Annotated in this window: 13 protein-coding genes and 1 tRNA gene; 4 read left to right on the top strand and 10 right to left on the bottom strand. The window is 65.4% G+C overall.

Going from position 1 to position 14,599, the window contains the following annotated elements:
• Window positions 1–92 precede the first annotated feature (92 nt).
• Window positions 93–473 carry a BlaI/MecI/CopY family transcriptional regulator gene (locus E3N94_RS15125; protein WP_134419940.1) on the top strand — a complete coding sequence of 127 codons (381 nt, stop codon included), beginning with the start codon at window positions 93–95 and terminating at the stop codon, window positions 471–473.
• Window positions 470–1,438: a M56 family metallopeptidase gene (locus E3N94_RS15130; RefSeq protein WP_104102932.1), complete on the top strand. Its 969-nt coding sequence runs from the start codon at window positions 470–472 to the stop codon at window positions 1,436–1,438. Before E3N94_RS15125 ends, E3N94_RS15130 begins: the two co-directional genes overlap by 4 nt.
• A gap of 89 nt (window positions 1,439–1,527) precedes the next feature.
• Here E3N94_RS15130 and E3N94_RS15135 read toward each other — a convergent pair whose 3' ends face one another.
• The 4 genes from E3N94_RS15135 to E3N94_RS15150 all read right to left on the bottom strand — a co-directional run bounded on the left by E3N94_RS15135 (window position 1,528) and on the right by E3N94_RS15150 (window position 3,894).
• Window positions 1,528–1,707 carry a hypothetical protein gene (locus E3N94_RS15135; protein WP_134341793.1) on the bottom strand — a complete coding sequence of 60 codons (180 nt, stop codon included), beginning with the start codon at window positions 1,705–1,707 and terminating at the stop codon, window positions 1,528–1,530.
• Window positions 1,704–2,033: a hypothetical protein gene (locus E3N94_RS15140; protein WP_104102926.1), complete on the bottom strand. Its 330-nt coding sequence runs from the start codon at window positions 2,031–2,033 to the stop codon at window positions 1,704–1,706. Before E3N94_RS15140 ends, E3N94_RS15135 begins: the two co-directional genes overlap by 4 nt.
• A gap of 104 nt (window positions 2,034–2,137) precedes the next feature.
• Complete coding sequence (locus tag E3N94_RS15145; RefSeq protein ID WP_134570522.1) at window positions 2,138–3,646, bottom strand: multicopper oxidase family protein; 1,509 nt, start codon at window positions 3,644–3,646, stop codon at window positions 2,138–2,140.
• Entirely contained in the window at window positions 3,643–3,894 is a 252-nt protein-coding gene (locus E3N94_RS15150) for an SHOCT domain-containing protein (protein WP_134341795.1), read from the bottom strand. The genes E3N94_RS15145 and E3N94_RS15150 overlap by 4 nt, the downstream gene beginning before the upstream one ends.
• A gap of 376 nt (window positions 3,895–4,270) precedes the next feature.
• Between E3N94_RS15150 and E3N94_RS15155 the strand changes: the two genes are divergently transcribed.
• Window positions 4,271–6,658, top strand: coding sequence for a heavy metal translocating P-type ATPase (locus E3N94_RS15155; protein ID WP_134570523.1), 2,388 nt, complete (start codon window positions 4,271–4,273; stop codon window positions 6,656–6,658).
• Here the strand turns inward: E3N94_RS15155 and E3N94_RS15160 are convergent.
• The 5 genes from E3N94_RS15160 to E3N94_RS15185 all read right to left on the bottom strand — a co-directional run bounded on the left by E3N94_RS15160 (window position 6,650) and on the right by E3N94_RS15185 (window position 12,634).
• Window positions 6,650–7,768, bottom strand: a complete 1,119-nt coding sequence (locus E3N94_RS15160) for a HAMP domain-containing sensor histidine kinase (RefSeq protein ID WP_134570524.1) — start codon at window positions 7,766–7,768, stop codon at window positions 6,650–6,652. The genes E3N94_RS15155 and E3N94_RS15160 overlap by 9 nt on opposite strands.
• A complete protein-coding gene (locus E3N94_RS15165; RefSeq protein ID WP_104102914.1) occupies window positions 7,765–8,457 on the bottom strand; it encodes a response regulator transcription factor in 693 nt (230 codons plus the stop codon). Before E3N94_RS15165 ends, E3N94_RS15160 begins: the two co-directional genes overlap by 4 nt.
• Before the next feature lie 1,450 nt (window positions 8,458–9,907).
• A tRNA-Gln gene (locus E3N94_RS15175) sits at window positions 9,908–9,979 on the bottom strand.
• A gap of 136 nt (window positions 9,980–10,115) precedes the next feature.
• Window positions 10,116–11,636, bottom strand: a complete 1,521-nt coding sequence (gene gltX, locus E3N94_RS15180; protein ID WP_104102905.1) for a glutamate--tRNA ligase — start codon at window positions 11,634–11,636, stop codon at window positions 10,116–10,118.
• Window positions 11,637–11,647: 11 nt separating this feature from the next.
• Window positions 11,648–12,634 carry a LysR family transcriptional regulator gene (locus tag E3N94_RS15185; RefSeq protein ID WP_241987146.1) on the bottom strand — a complete coding sequence of 329 codons (987 nt, stop codon included), beginning with the start codon at window positions 12,632–12,634 and terminating at the stop codon, window positions 11,648–11,650.
• A gap of 81 nt (window positions 12,635–12,715) precedes the next feature.
• On the opposite strand from E3N94_RS15185, the gene E3N94_RS15190 reads away from it, so the two are divergent.
• Window positions 12,716–13,816 carry an aminotransferase class V-fold PLP-dependent enzyme gene (locus E3N94_RS15190; RefSeq protein ID WP_134570526.1) on the top strand — a complete coding sequence of 367 codons (1,101 nt, stop codon included), beginning with the start codon at window positions 12,716–12,718 and terminating at the stop codon, window positions 13,814–13,816.
• A 61-nt stretch (window positions 13,817–13,877) separates the two neighbouring features.
• On the opposite strand, the gene E3N94_RS15195 is transcribed toward E3N94_RS15190, so the two are convergent.
• The gene (locus E3N94_RS15195; RefSeq protein WP_134419932.1) at window positions 13,878–14,585 is read right to left on the bottom strand and encodes a type 1 glutamine amidotransferase domain-containing protein; all 708 of its coding nucleotides are present in this window, start codon (window positions 14,583–14,585) and stop codon (window positions 13,878–13,880) included.
• Window positions 14,586–14,599: the final 14 nt, after the last annotated feature.

Raw genomic sequence — 14,599 nt, forward strand, 5'->3', positions numbered from 1 at the left:
GGATCCCGCGGGCGCAGCAGGGACCGTACGTTACTATGGAAGGTAGTTGATTAGGGTTTTCGTTTCCATTAGAGCGTAGAAGGGAACAACCCATGGTGCGCCCACTCGGCACGCTGGAACAGCACGTCATGGATCGCATCTGGTCCTGGGGGCGCCCGGTCGCCGTTCGCGAGGTGCTGGAGGATCTCCAACGCGAGCGCACACTCGCCTACACAACGGTAATGACAGTTATGGACAACCTGCGCCGCAAAGGCTTTCTGACTCGGGAGAAGGACGGCCGTGCGTATCTTTACCGACCTGCGCAGACTCGTGAGCAGCACACTGCCGCGTTCATGGGGGAAGTCCTTGCCGGAGGAGCTGACACTTCGGTGACATTTTTGCACTTCCTCGACCATATTCCGCCAGAGGAAGTCGCCAGCCTCCGTCTTGCCCTTGACGAGCACCTTCAGGGTCGCACAAGCACCACGCCATGATTGCTCCAGCCGTTTTGGCGGTCCTCGCCGTGATTCTGGCCGTCCTGGGGCCGACCCTATTGCGCCGGATGTCGTGGCTCGAGCGGTCTCCCCGGATCGGGATCACTGCGTGGCAAACGCTGAGCGTCTCAATTGTTTTGGCGGTGCTGCTTGCCGGTTCGAGCCTGGCCATCCCCGCGATTCCCTGGACCATCAACCTCGCCGACTGGATCCGTACCTGCGCGATGGCCCTCCTCGCGCAATACTCCACGCCAGGCGGTGCCGTGGTCAGCGCCACCGGCGCTGCCGCCGCAAGTGCCATCCTCGTCCGGGTCGCCTATTGCCTGGCCGCGGACCGGGCAATCGCAGCCCGTAACAGGAAAGTACAACTGGACGCCCTGGCCCTCATTGCGCGACCCCACCTCCGATACGACGCTCTCGTCGTCGACCATCCGGCCGCCGCCGCGTACTGCCTACCAGGCAGGGTCCGTCAGGTCGTCTTGACCAGTGCCGCCCTGTCGGCGTTGGATCACAATCAGCTCCTCGCCGTTCTGGCCCACGAACGGGCCCACCTGCGGGGACGTCACGACCTCATCCTCGCGGCGGCCGACGCGCTACAGCATGCATTCCCCCGTGTCCCAGCATTTCGAACCGCACGCAGAGAACTGGGCCGGCTCGTCGAGATGCTCGCCGATGACAGTGCGGCCCGTCATAGTGACCGGACCACAGTCGCCACCGCCTTGGTGCGCCTGGCTGAACACGGGCTGACCCCCGCGGCGGCCCTCGGTGCTGGCGGAGAATCAGCTCCCAGCCGAGTCAGGAGACTTATTTCACCGACTCGGCCCCTCGGCGCCGGGAAGACAACCGTCGCTGCTTTGGCTATGGGATTGTTGATCGCCTTGCCCTTGTTCCTCGCCATCGCCCCCGCATCCGCAGCGGGAACAATGGACCCGTGCCCGGAGGACGAGCAGTCCTTGACGATGTGATCGACGCTGCGCATTCCCCCGGAAGCCCGGATCTCACACTGCAACCGCACTGACGGCCATCGAACAGGTGTTGAGGCTGAATAAGAACCTCAATTCGGCAGATGCAGCGTGTCCACCTCCGGGCGCAGTGTGGTCAACTCCATTTCATCGGCCGCCGACAGCGACTTCGGCGCATCAGCTGTCGTCTTCCCTCGCATCATGAACCACATCATCAAGCCCATAGCCGCTGGGCAGGCCAGGAGGGCCAGACCATAGAGCGCCGTACTCACCGTGACGCCTCCAGGCTTTTATTGCCAGCCTCCGACGAAGCGTCGCCAGCCGGGTGATGGGCCATCATCTGCTCGTGCATTTTCGCCATGCCGGGTGCACCGGCCGTCATATCAGCCGTGTCGGACATCCCGGCCATCATCTGTTCGTGCATTTTCACCAGGCCAGGTGCTCTGTGCATCGCGGCCATGTGTCCGCGGGCGCTATCCTCGGCCTGACCCGCCGGGGCCGGAGGGCTGCTGCCCTCGGCCGCGTAGGCCGGAGCGACGGTGCCTGCTGCAAGCAACGCTCCAGCGGCCAGGGAGATGATCCAGATTCGTGAGCGCATGAGCGCCTCCTTCTTTGTCTACTATCTTTCATAGTAGTAGCCGAAGTTGGCTCCCGTCGCAGTGAACCGCGGTCACACAGGAAAGCCCCTGTCAGGAGTCGTTGTTACTTTGCTTCAATGACGCCCATCATCCCGTTGTCCTCGTGATCGAGGATGTGGCAGTGATAGACAGTCCGTCCGGCGAAGTCGTCGAAGGCGATGCGGACCTTCACTCGTCCCCCTGCCGGAACATTGACAACGTCTTGCCGAACCACCAACTCGACCGCCCTGCCATTTTCCTCAACGAGCTGCATTGGCCAAACGTGCAGGTGCAGGGGGTGGTCCATCTGGCTGGTGTTTGTCAGGGTCCATTCTTCGATGCTGTCGGCCTGAACCGTGGTGTCTGTTCTGTCCGCATCGAACACCTCTTTATTAATGGTGAAACTCATCATCGAGCCGCCCCTCATCCCGCCCATTCCCATCCCGAACGTGAGCTCGCGACGCGCCGTCACGGGCCGCGAACGAAGATCTGGGGGCACGGCCTGCTCGGGGACTGCGGACAGGGCGGTCATCGCATCACCGGACACCGTTAGTGTCGCCACTGAAAAGCCGCGAGGGTTGCTCTGAGCGTCCTGCCCGCTTGGTCCAGCGCCGCCGCCCATCATCCCGCCCATCATTCCGTTCGGGCCGCCGCGGTCGTAGGGCAGGGTCTGGAAGATGGATGTCCCTGAGACAGCGGTAACCAGGAGGTCCGCTCGGTTGCCGGGTAACAGCACTACCTCATCGACGTCGCCGGGGGTCTGGAACCGTCCCGAGTCGATGCCGAGGAGTTGTAGTTCCTGCCCGTCGAGACGCAGCCGCAGGTACCGGGACACACAGGCGTTGACGATGCGCCAACGTTCGCGTTCCCCCGGACGGGCGGTCATCACCGGATTCACCTGCCCGTTGACCAGAACGAGTTGTCCTTCCCGTCCCGCCATCTGTTCCGACGGCGTGACGGGAGGGATGCGGCCCAGGCTGTCCAGTGTGATGTCTGAGATGACGAGCACGCGCTCTCGCGTTGCCCTGATGGGAGCGGGGTCCTCGACAATGATGGCCCCGTAAAGGCCGCCGAAGACCTGATCGGCGACGAACCCGTGGTGGTGCGGGTGATACCAGTACACTCCCGGCGGGTGATCAGGCGGCAGCTGATATTCGTAGTCGAATGACTCTCCGGCCTTCACGGTCACGAACATGTTGTCGCCGTTGTCCGACGGAGAAACATGCAATCCGTGCACGTGCAGGTTGCTCGGATCGTTGAGGCCGTTGTGCAGGCTCACATTGAGCGTGTCGCCCGCCTGAACGCGTAGGGTAGGCCCCGGCACGCCCCCGTTATAGCTCAGCACGGTGGCACCGCGACCGGAAATCTTCACGTCCCCCGGTGCAGCATCCAGGCGTACCTTGAGGCGGCCATCGGCGCTACGCAGCTCGGGCGGCTGAACCAGTGGATCCCCGGAGGGCGCCCCAAAGCCTGAGCTGGTGGCCGAAGGCGATGCTGTCTGCTGGCTCCAGAGAAGTCCCGCTCCCCCGGCAACCGTGCTCGCCAGCCCGAGGCCACCGAGCGTGAGAGCGCTTCGACGGCTGAGAGGCTTCACCGCTTATCCTCGCCCAAGACTGCGCGCTGTTCGCGGTACTGCTCTGCGGTCAGCTCACCCCTGGCGAAACGTTCATCCAGTATCTGGCGCGCGCGGCCTAGCCCAACCTCTCCCCCTTGTTTCCGCCCAACACTACGATCGCCAGAAAACAGCCGAACCATGAGCACGACCAGCAACGAGATACCGACAATTGTCAGCAGCCCGAAGAGCCAGTACAGCCCCATACTTCCTCCATAGCCCCACATCATGATCCGACTCCTTCGACTCATATTTCGAGAATAGACACTGCCGCAAGCATACCCCTTGGGGTATTTTGGACAATCAAACGGCGTGCACCACTCCCCCTTTTCAGGCGGTGCATCCTCCCGGAAGGGGTGGTCGTTCAGTGCGCCTCAAGCCGTCACGGCGAGCAGCGAACGACAAGTGAGCCGTGAGCCGGTAGAAGCATTCCGGAATACTATCTATCCTAGTAGCGTTGCCTGATTAACGACCCAGAGGCCCTACGACAGCCTCCCACCGACGAGGTGGATCGCCCCGATCGTATACCCCCCATGGGTATAGGCTGAGAGGGTTCGACACGGAGATTGTCGCTGTGAGGCCGATTCTTCAGAATGGAAGATTCACATGACTCAGGAAGCCGAAACTACTGTCCTCGAAGTGCAGGGCGTTCAATGGGCATCCTCGCGAGCGATCGTCGAGTCGGTGCTCGCCCGCCGCCCCGGCGTGTTGAGCGTTGATGCGAATCCGGTAGCGCAAACCGCGAGCGTGACCTTCGATCCCAGGCAGACCTCCGTCACTGATCTGGCGGCATGGGTCCGGGAATGCGGTTACCACTGCGCTGGACGCTCCGTGCCCGATCACATCTGCGATCCGGTGGCGTCATCCGTCACCGACCACACCGAACATGAAATGAAGACCGGACAACCGCCTCGAACCATGCAGGAGACCATGGGGCATGGTGGCGCGCACGGCGACATGTCCATGGCCGGCATGATCCGGGACATGCGCAACCGGTTCATGGTGGCGGTGATCCTGTCGGTTCCGATCACCCTGTGGTCGCCGATCGGCCGCGACGTTTTCGGTTTCGCGGTTCCTGCCCCGTTCGGGCTGCGGGATGACGTTTTCGCGTTGATCCTGTCTCTGCCGGTCATTTTCTATTCGGCTTGGATCTTTTTCGATGGGGCCTTCCGGGCGCTGCGGGCTCGAACCCTGGACATGATGGTTCTGGTAGCCGTCGGTGTCGGAGCGGGCTGGCTCTATAGCCTGTCTGTCACCCTTACCGGTGGTGGGGAAGTTTTCTACGAGGCTGCGACCGTTCTGACCAGCTTCGTCCTCCTGGGCCACTGGTTTGAAATGCGTGCCAGGGGCGGCGCAAACGACGCCATCCGCACGCTGCTCGAGTTGGCACCGTCGATGGCATTCGTCATCCGAGACGGGGAACCGGTTGAGGTCCCGACCGCGGAGGTTGTCCCGGGCGACCTCCTCCTGGTTCGGCCCGGAGCAAAAGTTCCAACTGACGCCGTCGTAGAAGACGGTGAGTCCGACATCGACGAATCCATGGTCACCGGGGAGAGCCTTCCCGTCGCCAAGAGCATCGGATCCAACGTGATCGGCGCCACAGTGAACACCACCGGAACCCTTCGCGTGCGGGCGACCAAAGTCGGCGCCGATACCGCACTCGCGCAGATCGTGGCCCTGGTTCAGGAAGCACAGAACTCCAAGGCCCCCGGACAACGGCTAGCCGACCGCGCGGCCTTCTGGCTTGTGCTCGTAGCCCTCATTGGCGGCAGCGCCACCCTGGGTGCGTGGCTCTTGGCCGGCGCGAGCCTTCCTACCGCGATCCTCTTTGCGATCACCGTCGTCGTCATCACCTGCCCGGATGCGTTGGGCCTGGCGACACCGACCGCCATCATGGTCGGCACCGGCCTGGGCGCCAAACGCGGTGTCCTCTTTAAAACTGCGACCGCGTTGGAGACTTCAGCTCGAATCGACACGGTCGTCCTGGACAAGACGGGAACTCTGACCCGGGGCGAACCAGAGGTGACGGACTTCATTGCTGTTGGGATGGATGAGGTCGAGTTGTTGGCCCTTGTCGCTGCAGTGGAACGGGAGTCCGAGCATCCGCTCGCCGCAGCCGTCGTCAGTTACGCCGTCGGGCGCGGCGCGACTGCGTTGGAAGCATCTGCGTTCCGCAATGTTCCGGGACATGGTGCCGGCGCAACAGTCGCAGGACGCCAGGTGTTCGTCGGCAACCGCAAACTCATGGTCGCCCAGGGCATCGATATTGATCCGGTGTCCGCCCAGCGTCAGACGTTGGCCGCCACCGGACGGACGGCGGTCCTCGTCGCCGTCGACGGGAAGGCCGCTGGGGTCATCGCCTTGGCTGACGCCGTTCGAGAGACCGCGGCGGGCGCCGTTGTCGCTCTTCACGAAGCGGGAATCGAGGTCGTCATGCTCACCGGCGACAATGAGGCGACCGCGCAGCGGATCGCATCCATGCTCCAGATCGATGTTGTGATCGCCGAGGTGCTCCCGGAAGACAAGGCCGCGAAAATCAAAGAGCTGCAGGCGTCCGGCAAGCGAGTCGCGATGGTCGGCGACGGAGTCAACGACGCTCCGGCCTTGGCACAGGCGGACCTGGGCATCGCCATCGGGGCGGGGACGGACGTCGCCATCGACACGGCGGACGTAGTCCTGATGCGGTCAGACCCCCTCGACGTCCCCATCGCCCTGCGCATCGGGAAAGGCACCGTGCGCAAAATGCGCCAAAACCTCGGCTGGGCGGTCGGCTACAACGCGATCGCGCTCCCCATTGCCGCCGGCGTTTTCTTTCCGACGTTCGGCATCCGGCTCAGTCCGGAAATCGCCGCCATCTCCATGTCCGGCTCCAGCGTCATCGTCGCGGTCAACGCGCTGCTGCTCAAGCGGCTGCGCCTCCCGCGACAGCCCGAGAGCACGACGGCCACCACATCGGCTGACGGAGCAGGGAATGACGTCGGAGTTTCAGCCTGATCTGGCGCCGGCCCGCAGGGGTACCACGACCGCGAATCTGGCTCCCTGCCCTGTCCCTCCCGACGAGGCCGTCACGTCCCCGCCGTGCGCACGCGCTATTTCCCGGGCGATCGTGAGACCGATCCCTGATCCGGCGGAGCGGCGGGCCTGTCCGGGCACACGGTAGAACCGCTCGAAAACACGGTCTGTGTCCTCCTCGGCCAGGCCCACTCCCGTGTCGATCACGACGACCTCACCACGGCCGTCGGCGCCGTGCGTCGTGATGGTGACCGCACCGCCCGCCGGGGTGGCGAGCAGGGCGTTGCCGAAAAGGTTGGTCAGAATCTGGGTGATCCGGTCCGGGTCCACGTGCACGGGCAGCGGCGTGGCGACGTTGAGTGTCAACGTCACGCCCGAATCTTCGAATTGCGGAGCGAGCCGGTTGGCCGTGCGGCGAGCAAGATCGGCCAGGTCGGCATCGACTGGATGCAGGTCGAGCCGCTGTTCTTGAGCGCGCGACAGGCTGGACAGGTCATCGGAGAGGCGATGCAGGCGGCGCAGTTCCTCGCTGAGGGAGGCGAATGTGTCGGGGCTGGCGGTGAACACGCCATCGATCAGCCCCTCGACGTAGCCGTCCAGAACGGTCAGTGGGGTTCGCATTTCATGCGCAACCTCCCCGAGCAGCCGGGTTCGCCGTGACTCGGTATCGGCCAGGGCCTGGGCCAGCGTGTTGACGTCTGTGGCCAGCGCTGCGAGTTCCGGCTCGGAGGGGACGGGGACCCTGCCTCCGTATTTTCCGGCAGCGATCAGTTTGGTCGCGGCCCGCACAGCGTTGAGGGGGCGAAGTAGGCGCCCCGTGACTGCCGCGGCGACGAAACCTGCGGCGATGACGCTGGCCAGTACCCCGACGATCAGCGAGGTCGTGAGCGCGGATAGGAAGGCGGAGCGCACGCTGGTCGCGTCCATGGCCCCCATCGACATTCCGGTGCCCTCACTGTCCATCATCATCTCCAGCCGGTCTTCGAACAGTCGAGGAGCGAGCAGCGAGATCGTCAGATAAGCCACCATGCCGCCGACCACGGCAATAGCGGCATAGGAGATGAACAGGCGCAGCGAGAGGCGCATCTTCATCTGGGCCCGGCCACAAACTTGTAGCCCACGCCCCGCACCGTGGCGATCAGGTGTGGATCGCCGGCATCGTCGCCGAGTCGTGCGCGCAAACTGCGGATGTGAACATCGACGACCCGTTCGTCGCCGTAGAAATCGTAGCCCCAGACTTTTTTAAGCAGTTGTGCCCGGGAAAACACCCGCCCGGGCTCGGTTGCGAGTGCGGTGAGAAGATCAAACTCCAGGCTCGACAACCCCACGGAGACTCCATTCGCCTCAACCTCTCGGTGGGCGGGTTTGATGGACAAGCCATCGAAGCGAAGCAGGGCGTCTCTGTCGGTTCGCTCATCCCGATTGTCACGACGGAGCATTGCCTTCACTCGAGCCGTCACCTCGCGCGGGCTGAATGGCTTGGTCACATAGTCATCCGCACCCACACCGAGCCCCACGAGCTTGTCGACCTCCTCCGCCCTGGCCGTGACGAGGATCACGTACGCGTCGCTGAAGCCTCGCAACTGCCGGAGAACCTCCAGCCCGTCGATCCCCGGCAGCATTACATCCAGCAGCACGAGAGCGGGAGGGTCCTTATGGAGTACCGCAAGCGCCTCGGCGCCGTCCGCGGCCTCCGCTACGTCATAACCTTCCGCTTCCAGGTAGCCGCGCAGGACCGTCCTGATCTGCGCCTCGTCGTCGACAACCAGGACCTTCTGCATCGCTCACCCCTTTTCTTCTGATTATCGCCGTCCGGCGGCACGGACTCTGCACTGCGCCCCAGGGACTCGGCGAGGGAGGACCAACTCAGGCCTTACCTCTCGAGCACCTGCAACCGTTCTCGGTATTCCGTTTCATTCAATTCACCCTTCGCGAAGCGATCATCGAGTATTTGACGCGCTGGACTGCGCTCGCCTTGTCCGCGGCTCAGCGGAGTAGTCCCGCGGAACCCTCCGCGTTCAGTTCCGTCAGCAAAAGCCCGCACAACCCAGACAACAAGGAGGATGACTGCGACGAGCATGAGCAGCCCTACCGGCCATCCCCACGTCATGTTGTATCCGTTTCCCCACATCATTTCTTCTGCTCCTTCAGTTTGTGTTTATTTTCGTACATCCAGGCAGCCCGTGGACCGGTCCGCCTGTTCAGGAGACGGTCAGGTCCGCGCCATCCCCAAGCCCATCCCTACGCCCATCCCTGCGCCCGAGTGCATACCGACTCCCGAACCCATGCCCATCCCCTCACCTGGGGTGTGGGTCGCGTTCAGCATCGGGTCAATGCGGCTCCTCATCTGTTCTACGGCTGCCTGCCTGTCATCAGATGACAGAGTGCTGTCGGAGTCGAGAGTGGTCCTCTGCTGCGAGAGAATTGCGTCTTTGAGCCCAGAAACCGATTTGCCCTGGGCTTCAGCGACATCCGCGAGGGACTCACCCGACTGGACCCGGTCCTGCAGCTCCGTCCGACTCAAGCCGAGGTAGCTCGCGATCGCGACCATGGGCGAACTCTGCCCGAATGCCATGCCGGCCAAGTGGCCTGACCGGTGCTCGCCAACTGACGACGAGGTCGTCGATGGTGGCTGGGAAATAGCCCCATCACCGGTAGATGCCTGCGCCGCGGCAACACCGCCCGTGACAAGCGCTCCGACAAGCCCGAGTCCCGCAACACCAGCGGTCATGTTCTTCCGATTGAATTTCATCAGTCTCAACACCTTTCGCGTTCAGCCACCAAGTTGGTGTCTACACACCAGCATGCAGACCGCGCATGAAGCTCCAGCCCCCGAGCATGTGAAGGTTTGATGAAACGCGCTGGCCAGGCTCATACCAATCCGCAAAGCGCATGCCGACGGTCGTTATGCGTCGATTCCTGACACCGACGGCGCAGCAACCAACCGTCAACTGTTCGAGTCATCGTCTGAAAACCAGATTGTCCACCGCATCCCGACAAGCCGGGAAAGACATCGCAGTGTGCACCTTGGCGCTGCGGGCTGAACGCCGAACGGCGCCGAGTGTCGGCCCGGTTGCGTCGTTACGAAAGCGAATCAACCCGGGCGGCGAAACGCCGCTGCAGCCCCGCACGGCGCTTGTGATAGTGGTTCTAAACACCGAGGCGGACCCGGGCCAAGGGGAGAGGATGGGCGATGGGTGATATCGCCGCGAAATCCTGCACCTGTTACTGCTGGGGTACCTGGACTCGAACCAAGAACAACTGAACCAGAATCAGTCGTGTTGCCAATTACACCATACCCCACTGCCTGTTCCTCAGAACGGACCGACTCGTAACTCTAACCCACTCAGAGTGCCGGGACAAACCCAGAGCCGAAATCATCGCCGGCTCGAGCCGATTGCCGGGGCAGACCCCGAGGGGCCCGACACCGCGCGGCCAGTCACTCGAGAGTGGTGGCAGCCAGACGTGCAAGACGCAGCACGGACTCCGCCTTGCCCAGGATCTCCATCGATTCGAACAGCGGCGGCGAGATGCGCCGGCCGGAGACCGCGACCCGCAGGGGGCCGAAGGCCACGCGCGGCTTGAGCGCGAGCCCGTCGATCAGCGTCTCGGTCAGGGTGGTGTGCACGCGGTCGTGCGTCCATTCCGCTTCGGGAATGTCGAGCAGCGCTGCCGTGGACGTGGCGAGGATCTCGCGCGTGTTCTGCGGGAGCGAGGCGAGGGCATCCGGCTGGTAGGCCAGCGAGTCGCCGCCGATGAACAGGAAACCGAGCATGCCGGGTGCCTCGCCGAGCAGGGCGATGCGTTCCTGCACTAGCGGTGCGGCGGCCTCGAGAATAGCCTGCTGCACCTCGCTGAGTGGTTCGGTCACGTCGCCGGCGGCCACCAGGTACGGGATGACCCGGGCGGCGAAATCGGCCGGGTCGAGCAGCCGGATGTGGTCGCCGTTGAGCGACTCGGCCTTCTTGAGGTCGAAGCGGGCCGGGTTCGGCAGCACGTCGACGACGTCGAACGCGGCGATCATCTCATCGATCGTGAACACGTCGCGGTCGCTGGAGAGGGACCAGCCGAGCAGCGACAGGTAGTTGACCAGTCCCTCGGGAACGAAGCCGCGGGCGCGGTGGTGGAACAGGTTGGACTCGGGGTCGCGCTTGGAGAGCTTTTTGTTGCCCTCGCCCATGACGTAGGGCATGTGCCCGAAACGCGGCACGAACGTGGCCAGTCCGATGTCGATCAGCGCGTGGTACAGGGCGATCTGGCGCGGCGTGGAGGAGAGCAGGTCTTCGCCGCGCAGCACGTGGGTGACGCCCATCATGGCGTCGTCGACCGGGTTCACGAACGGGTACAACGGATGCCCGTTGGGCCGCACGACGACGAAGTCGCTGAACGAGCCGGCCGGGAAGGTGATCTCGCCGCGAACCAGGTCGTCGAAGGAGATGTCCGTGTCGGGCACCTTGAGGCGGAGCGCCGGCGAGCGGCCCTCTGCACGGAAGGCCGCCTTCTTCTCATCGCTGAGGTCGCGCTCGAAGTTGTCGTATCCGGCCTTGGGGTCGCGGCCGAGGGCGACGTTTCGCACCTCGATCTCCTCGCCGGTGGCGAAGCTCTCGTAAATGTGACCGGACGCCTTGAGCTGCTCGATCACGTCACGATAGATATCGTAGCGCTCGGACTGGCGGTAGGGAGCGTGCGGTCCGCCGACCTCGACGCCCTCGTCCCAGTCCAGGCGCAGCCAGTGCAGCGCGTCGAGGAGCTGCACGAAGCTCTCCTCGGTATCGCGGGCCGGATCGGTGTCTTCGATCCGGAAGATGAACGTGCCGCCGGTGTGCCGGGCGTAAGCCCAGTTGAAGAGCGCCGTGCGGATCAGACCGACGTGCGGCGTTCCGGTCGGCGAGGGGCAGAACCGAACGCGAACGTCGGTGCCGGTGGCAGTGGAAAACGGGTGCGCAATTGTCTCAGACATCACCCACGATTCTAGTTGCCTCCGGGTGAGGGCGCGGGTGGGGATACGGGTGGCGCCGCGGGTGGCGCGTCCGGTCCGGCCAGCGCGGCGAGCCGGCGCAGGGTGACGGCAATGGCCGCCACGCCCGCGGACCCAGTGACCGTGACCGTGTGCAGGGTGCGGTGGTCGCGGCCGCGGGTGGGCCGGATGGCGACGAGAGGCTGCGCGCCGACGGAGTCGAGGGCAAGCGCGGGCAGCATCGCCACCCCGATGCCGGCCGCCACGAGGCCGAGCACGGCGGCCGCGTTGTCGGTCTCGTAAGAGATGCGGGGCGTGAAACCGTTGTGACCGCAAAGCTCCAGCAGGTGGCCGCGGCACCGAGGGCATCCGCCGATCCAATTCTCCCCGGCCAGGTCGCCGAGGTCGACTGCGCTGTTTTTGGCCAGGGCGTGTCCGGCCGGCAGCACGAGCATCATCTCGTCCCGGCGGAGCCGGGTCACGACGAGGCCCTCGGCGCTGTCCCGGTGAGGGTCGACCCGGTCGCCGGGGTAGCTGAACGTGATCGCCAGATCGGCTTGGTTCTGGCGCACCAGAGCCACGGCTTCGGGCGGCTCGGCCTCAAGGTAGGTGACGCTGACTCCCGGATGGCGGCGCTGCAGGTCAGCGAGCAGGCGCGGCACAATGGTCGCCGAGGCGGAGGGGAACGCCGCCAGACGCACCCGGCCCGCGCGCAGGCCGCGCAGCTCGGACAACTCCCCCGCGGCGGCGTCCAGGGCCCCGCTCACGATGGCGGCGTGCCGGGCGAGCAGCCGTCCGGTCTCGGTGAGCCGCACGCCGCGGCCGATGCGTTCGATCACGGCCATCCCGATGCGCTGCTCGAGCCGTCTAAGCTGCTGGCTCACGGCGGGCTGGCTGTAGCCGAGCGCCGCCGCGGCCGCCGTGATCGAGCCGCAGTCGGCGAGCGCACCCACGACGCGCAGCATGGTGGAGTCGAGTTCGGGCTGGACGATGGCGGGCACGAAGTGATCATAACTGATGCTTATGGATTGCCTCAGCTACTGGTTATTGTCAAATGAATAGGCTGGTCGCATGCTGGAGAAATGATCCAGAGCGACTCTTCCGCGTCCCGCTCGACGCTGCCGGCCCGCATCGGCGTGCGCGAGGCGCGCGAGCGGTTCCGGGGCGGCCGCGGCTATCTGGCGGCCTGCACGCTCGGGCTGCCGACCCGGGAAACGGAAGCGGCCCTGCGCCTGGACGCCGACGCCTGGGCGCTGGGCACCGCGTCGGCGGCGGGGTACGCCGCCGTGGTCGAACGGGTCCGGCACGCGTATGCCAGACTCGTCGCTGTTCCGGTGAGCCGGGTCGCGATCGGGTCTCAGGCATCCGTGCTGGCCGGCCTGCTCGCCGCGAGCGTTCCCGACGGCGCCGAGGTGCTCTGCGTCGATGGCGATTTCAGCTCGATGGTGTTCCCGTTCCTCAGCCAGGCGCACCGCGGGGTCACCGTGCGGCACCTGCCTCTGGCCGAGCTGGCCGTCGGGATCACCGCCGACACCTGGCTTGTGGCGTTCTCGCTCGTGCAGTCCGCCACCGGTGCCGTCGCCGACACCGCGGGGATCGTGGCCGCCGCCCGTGCTCACGGGTGCTTCACCCTCTGCGACACGACGCAGGCCGCCGGGTGGATGCCGGTGGACGCATCCGTCTTCGACGCCTCTATCTGCCACAGTTACAAGTGGCTCTGCGCCCCGCGCGGCGTGGCCTTCCTGACCGTGGCCGAGCGGCTGGCCGTACTGCTGCACCCGGTGCAGGCGGGCTGGTATGCCGGCCGGGACCCGTGGGCCTCCTGTTACGGACCGGACATGAACCTTGCGGCTGATGCGCGCCGATTCGACGTCTCCCCGGCCTGGAACGCCTGGGTGGGCGCCGAACCCGCACTGGAGCTGTTCGGGCGGCTCGACCTGTCGACGGTGCGCGACCACGCGGTGGCGCTGGGCGACGCGCTCTGCGCCGGGCTCGGGCTCGCCCCGGCCGGGCAGTCGATCGTGACCTGGCCGGATGCCGACGGCACCGACCTTGACCGCCTCACCCGGGCAGGTCTCACCGCGTCGCGCAGGGCCGGGCGGGCCCGCGTCGCCTTCCACCTGTGGAACGACGAGGACGACGTCGCCGACGCCCTGCGCGCCCTGCGCGCCCTGCGTCCGTAGCCGGGTCACGACGGGCGCGACCGCAGGGCCTGCTCGGCCAGAGGGCCTCGCGGCGACTCGACTACTTCTGTGCGGTGACGGCGGTGATGATCGCGCCGGCGAGAGCAGCGGAGGAAGCCGGATTCTGGCCGGTGTACAGGTTGCGGTCGATCTCCATGTGCTCGGCCCAGGCTGCGCCGGCGACGAAGTCGGCGCCCAGCGCGACCAGGCGGCTCTGCACGAGCCACGGCGCCTTGGGGGCGAGGCCACCGAGAGTCTCCTCCTCATCGGTGAAGCCGGTCATGCGGTAGCCGGTGAAGGGCCAGCTGCCGTCGGCTCGCTGGGCGGCGAGCATGGCGGCCGGGGCGTGGCAGAGCACGCCGAGAATCGTTCCGGAGTCGAGGGCCTCGGTCATGATACGTCCGGAGTCGGCGTCGACGGCCAGGTCCTCCATCGGGGCGTGGCCGCCGGGGTAGAAGACGACGTCGTAGTCGGCGACCGTGATGTCACTGATCGAGCGGGGCTCGTCGAGTTCACTGCCGATGGTGTCGAGGTAGGCGACGATGGCCGCGGCCCGGTCTTCCCCGCCGGCCGCCTGGGGTGCCAGGCTTCCCGCATCGATGGTGGGGGCGACGCCGCCGGGCGTCGCGATGGTGATCCGCCAGCCGGCCTCGGTGAACAGGCGGTGCGGTTCGGCGAGCTCTTCGGCCCAGTAGCCGGTGGGGTGCAGGCTGCCGTCGTTGAGGGTCCAGTGATCGGCGGCGCTGACAACAAAAAGTACGGAATTCATGGGTTCTCCAGAGT

It is taken from the genome of Cryobacterium sp. Sr3 (assembly GCF_004402835.1).
Taxonomy (GTDB): Bacteria; Actinomycetota; Actinomycetes; order Actinomycetales; family Microbacteriaceae; genus Cryobacterium; species Cryobacterium sandaracinum.

Excerpts from the sequence above, each read along its gene's own strand:
- E3N94_RS15125 (WP_134419940.1), top strand. The coding sequence starts at position 93 with ATGGTGCGCCCACTCGGCACGCTGGAACAGCACGTCATGGATCGCATC.
- E3N94_RS15130 (WP_104102932.1), top strand. The coding sequence starts at position 470 with ATGATTGCTCCAGCCGTTTTGGCGGTCCTCGCCGTGATTCTGGCCGTC.
- E3N94_RS15140 (WP_104102926.1), bottom strand. The coding sequence starts at position 2,033 with ATGCGCTCACGAATCTGGATCATCTCCCTGGCCGCTGGAGCGTTGCTT.
- E3N94_RS15150 (WP_134341795.1), bottom strand. The coding sequence starts at position 3,894 with ATGATGTGGGGCTATGGAGGAAGTATGGGGCTGTACTGGCTCTTCGGG.
- E3N94_RS15155 (WP_134570523.1), top strand. The coding sequence starts at position 4,271 with ATGACTCAGGAAGCCGAAACTACTGTCCTCGAAGTGCAGGGCGTTCAA.
- E3N94_RS15160 (WP_134570524.1), bottom strand. The coding sequence starts at position 7,768 with ATGAAGATGCGCCTCTCGCTGCGCCTGTTCATCTCCTATGCCGCTATT.
- E3N94_RS15165 (WP_104102914.1), bottom strand. The coding sequence starts at position 8,457 with ATGCAGAAGGTCCTGGTTGTCGACGACGAGGCGCAGATCAGGACGGTC.
- gltX (WP_104102905.1), bottom strand. The coding sequence starts at position 11,636 with ATGTCTGAGACAATTGCGCACCCGTTTTCCACTGCCACCGGCACCGAC.
- E3N94_RS15190 (WP_134570526.1), top strand. The coding sequence starts at position 12,716 with ATGATCCAGAGCGACTCTTCCGCGTCCCGCTCGACGCTGCCGGCCCGC.
- E3N94_RS15195 (WP_134419932.1), bottom strand. The coding sequence starts at position 14,585 with ATGAATTCCGTACTTTTTGTTGTCAGCGCCGCCGATCACTGGACCCTC.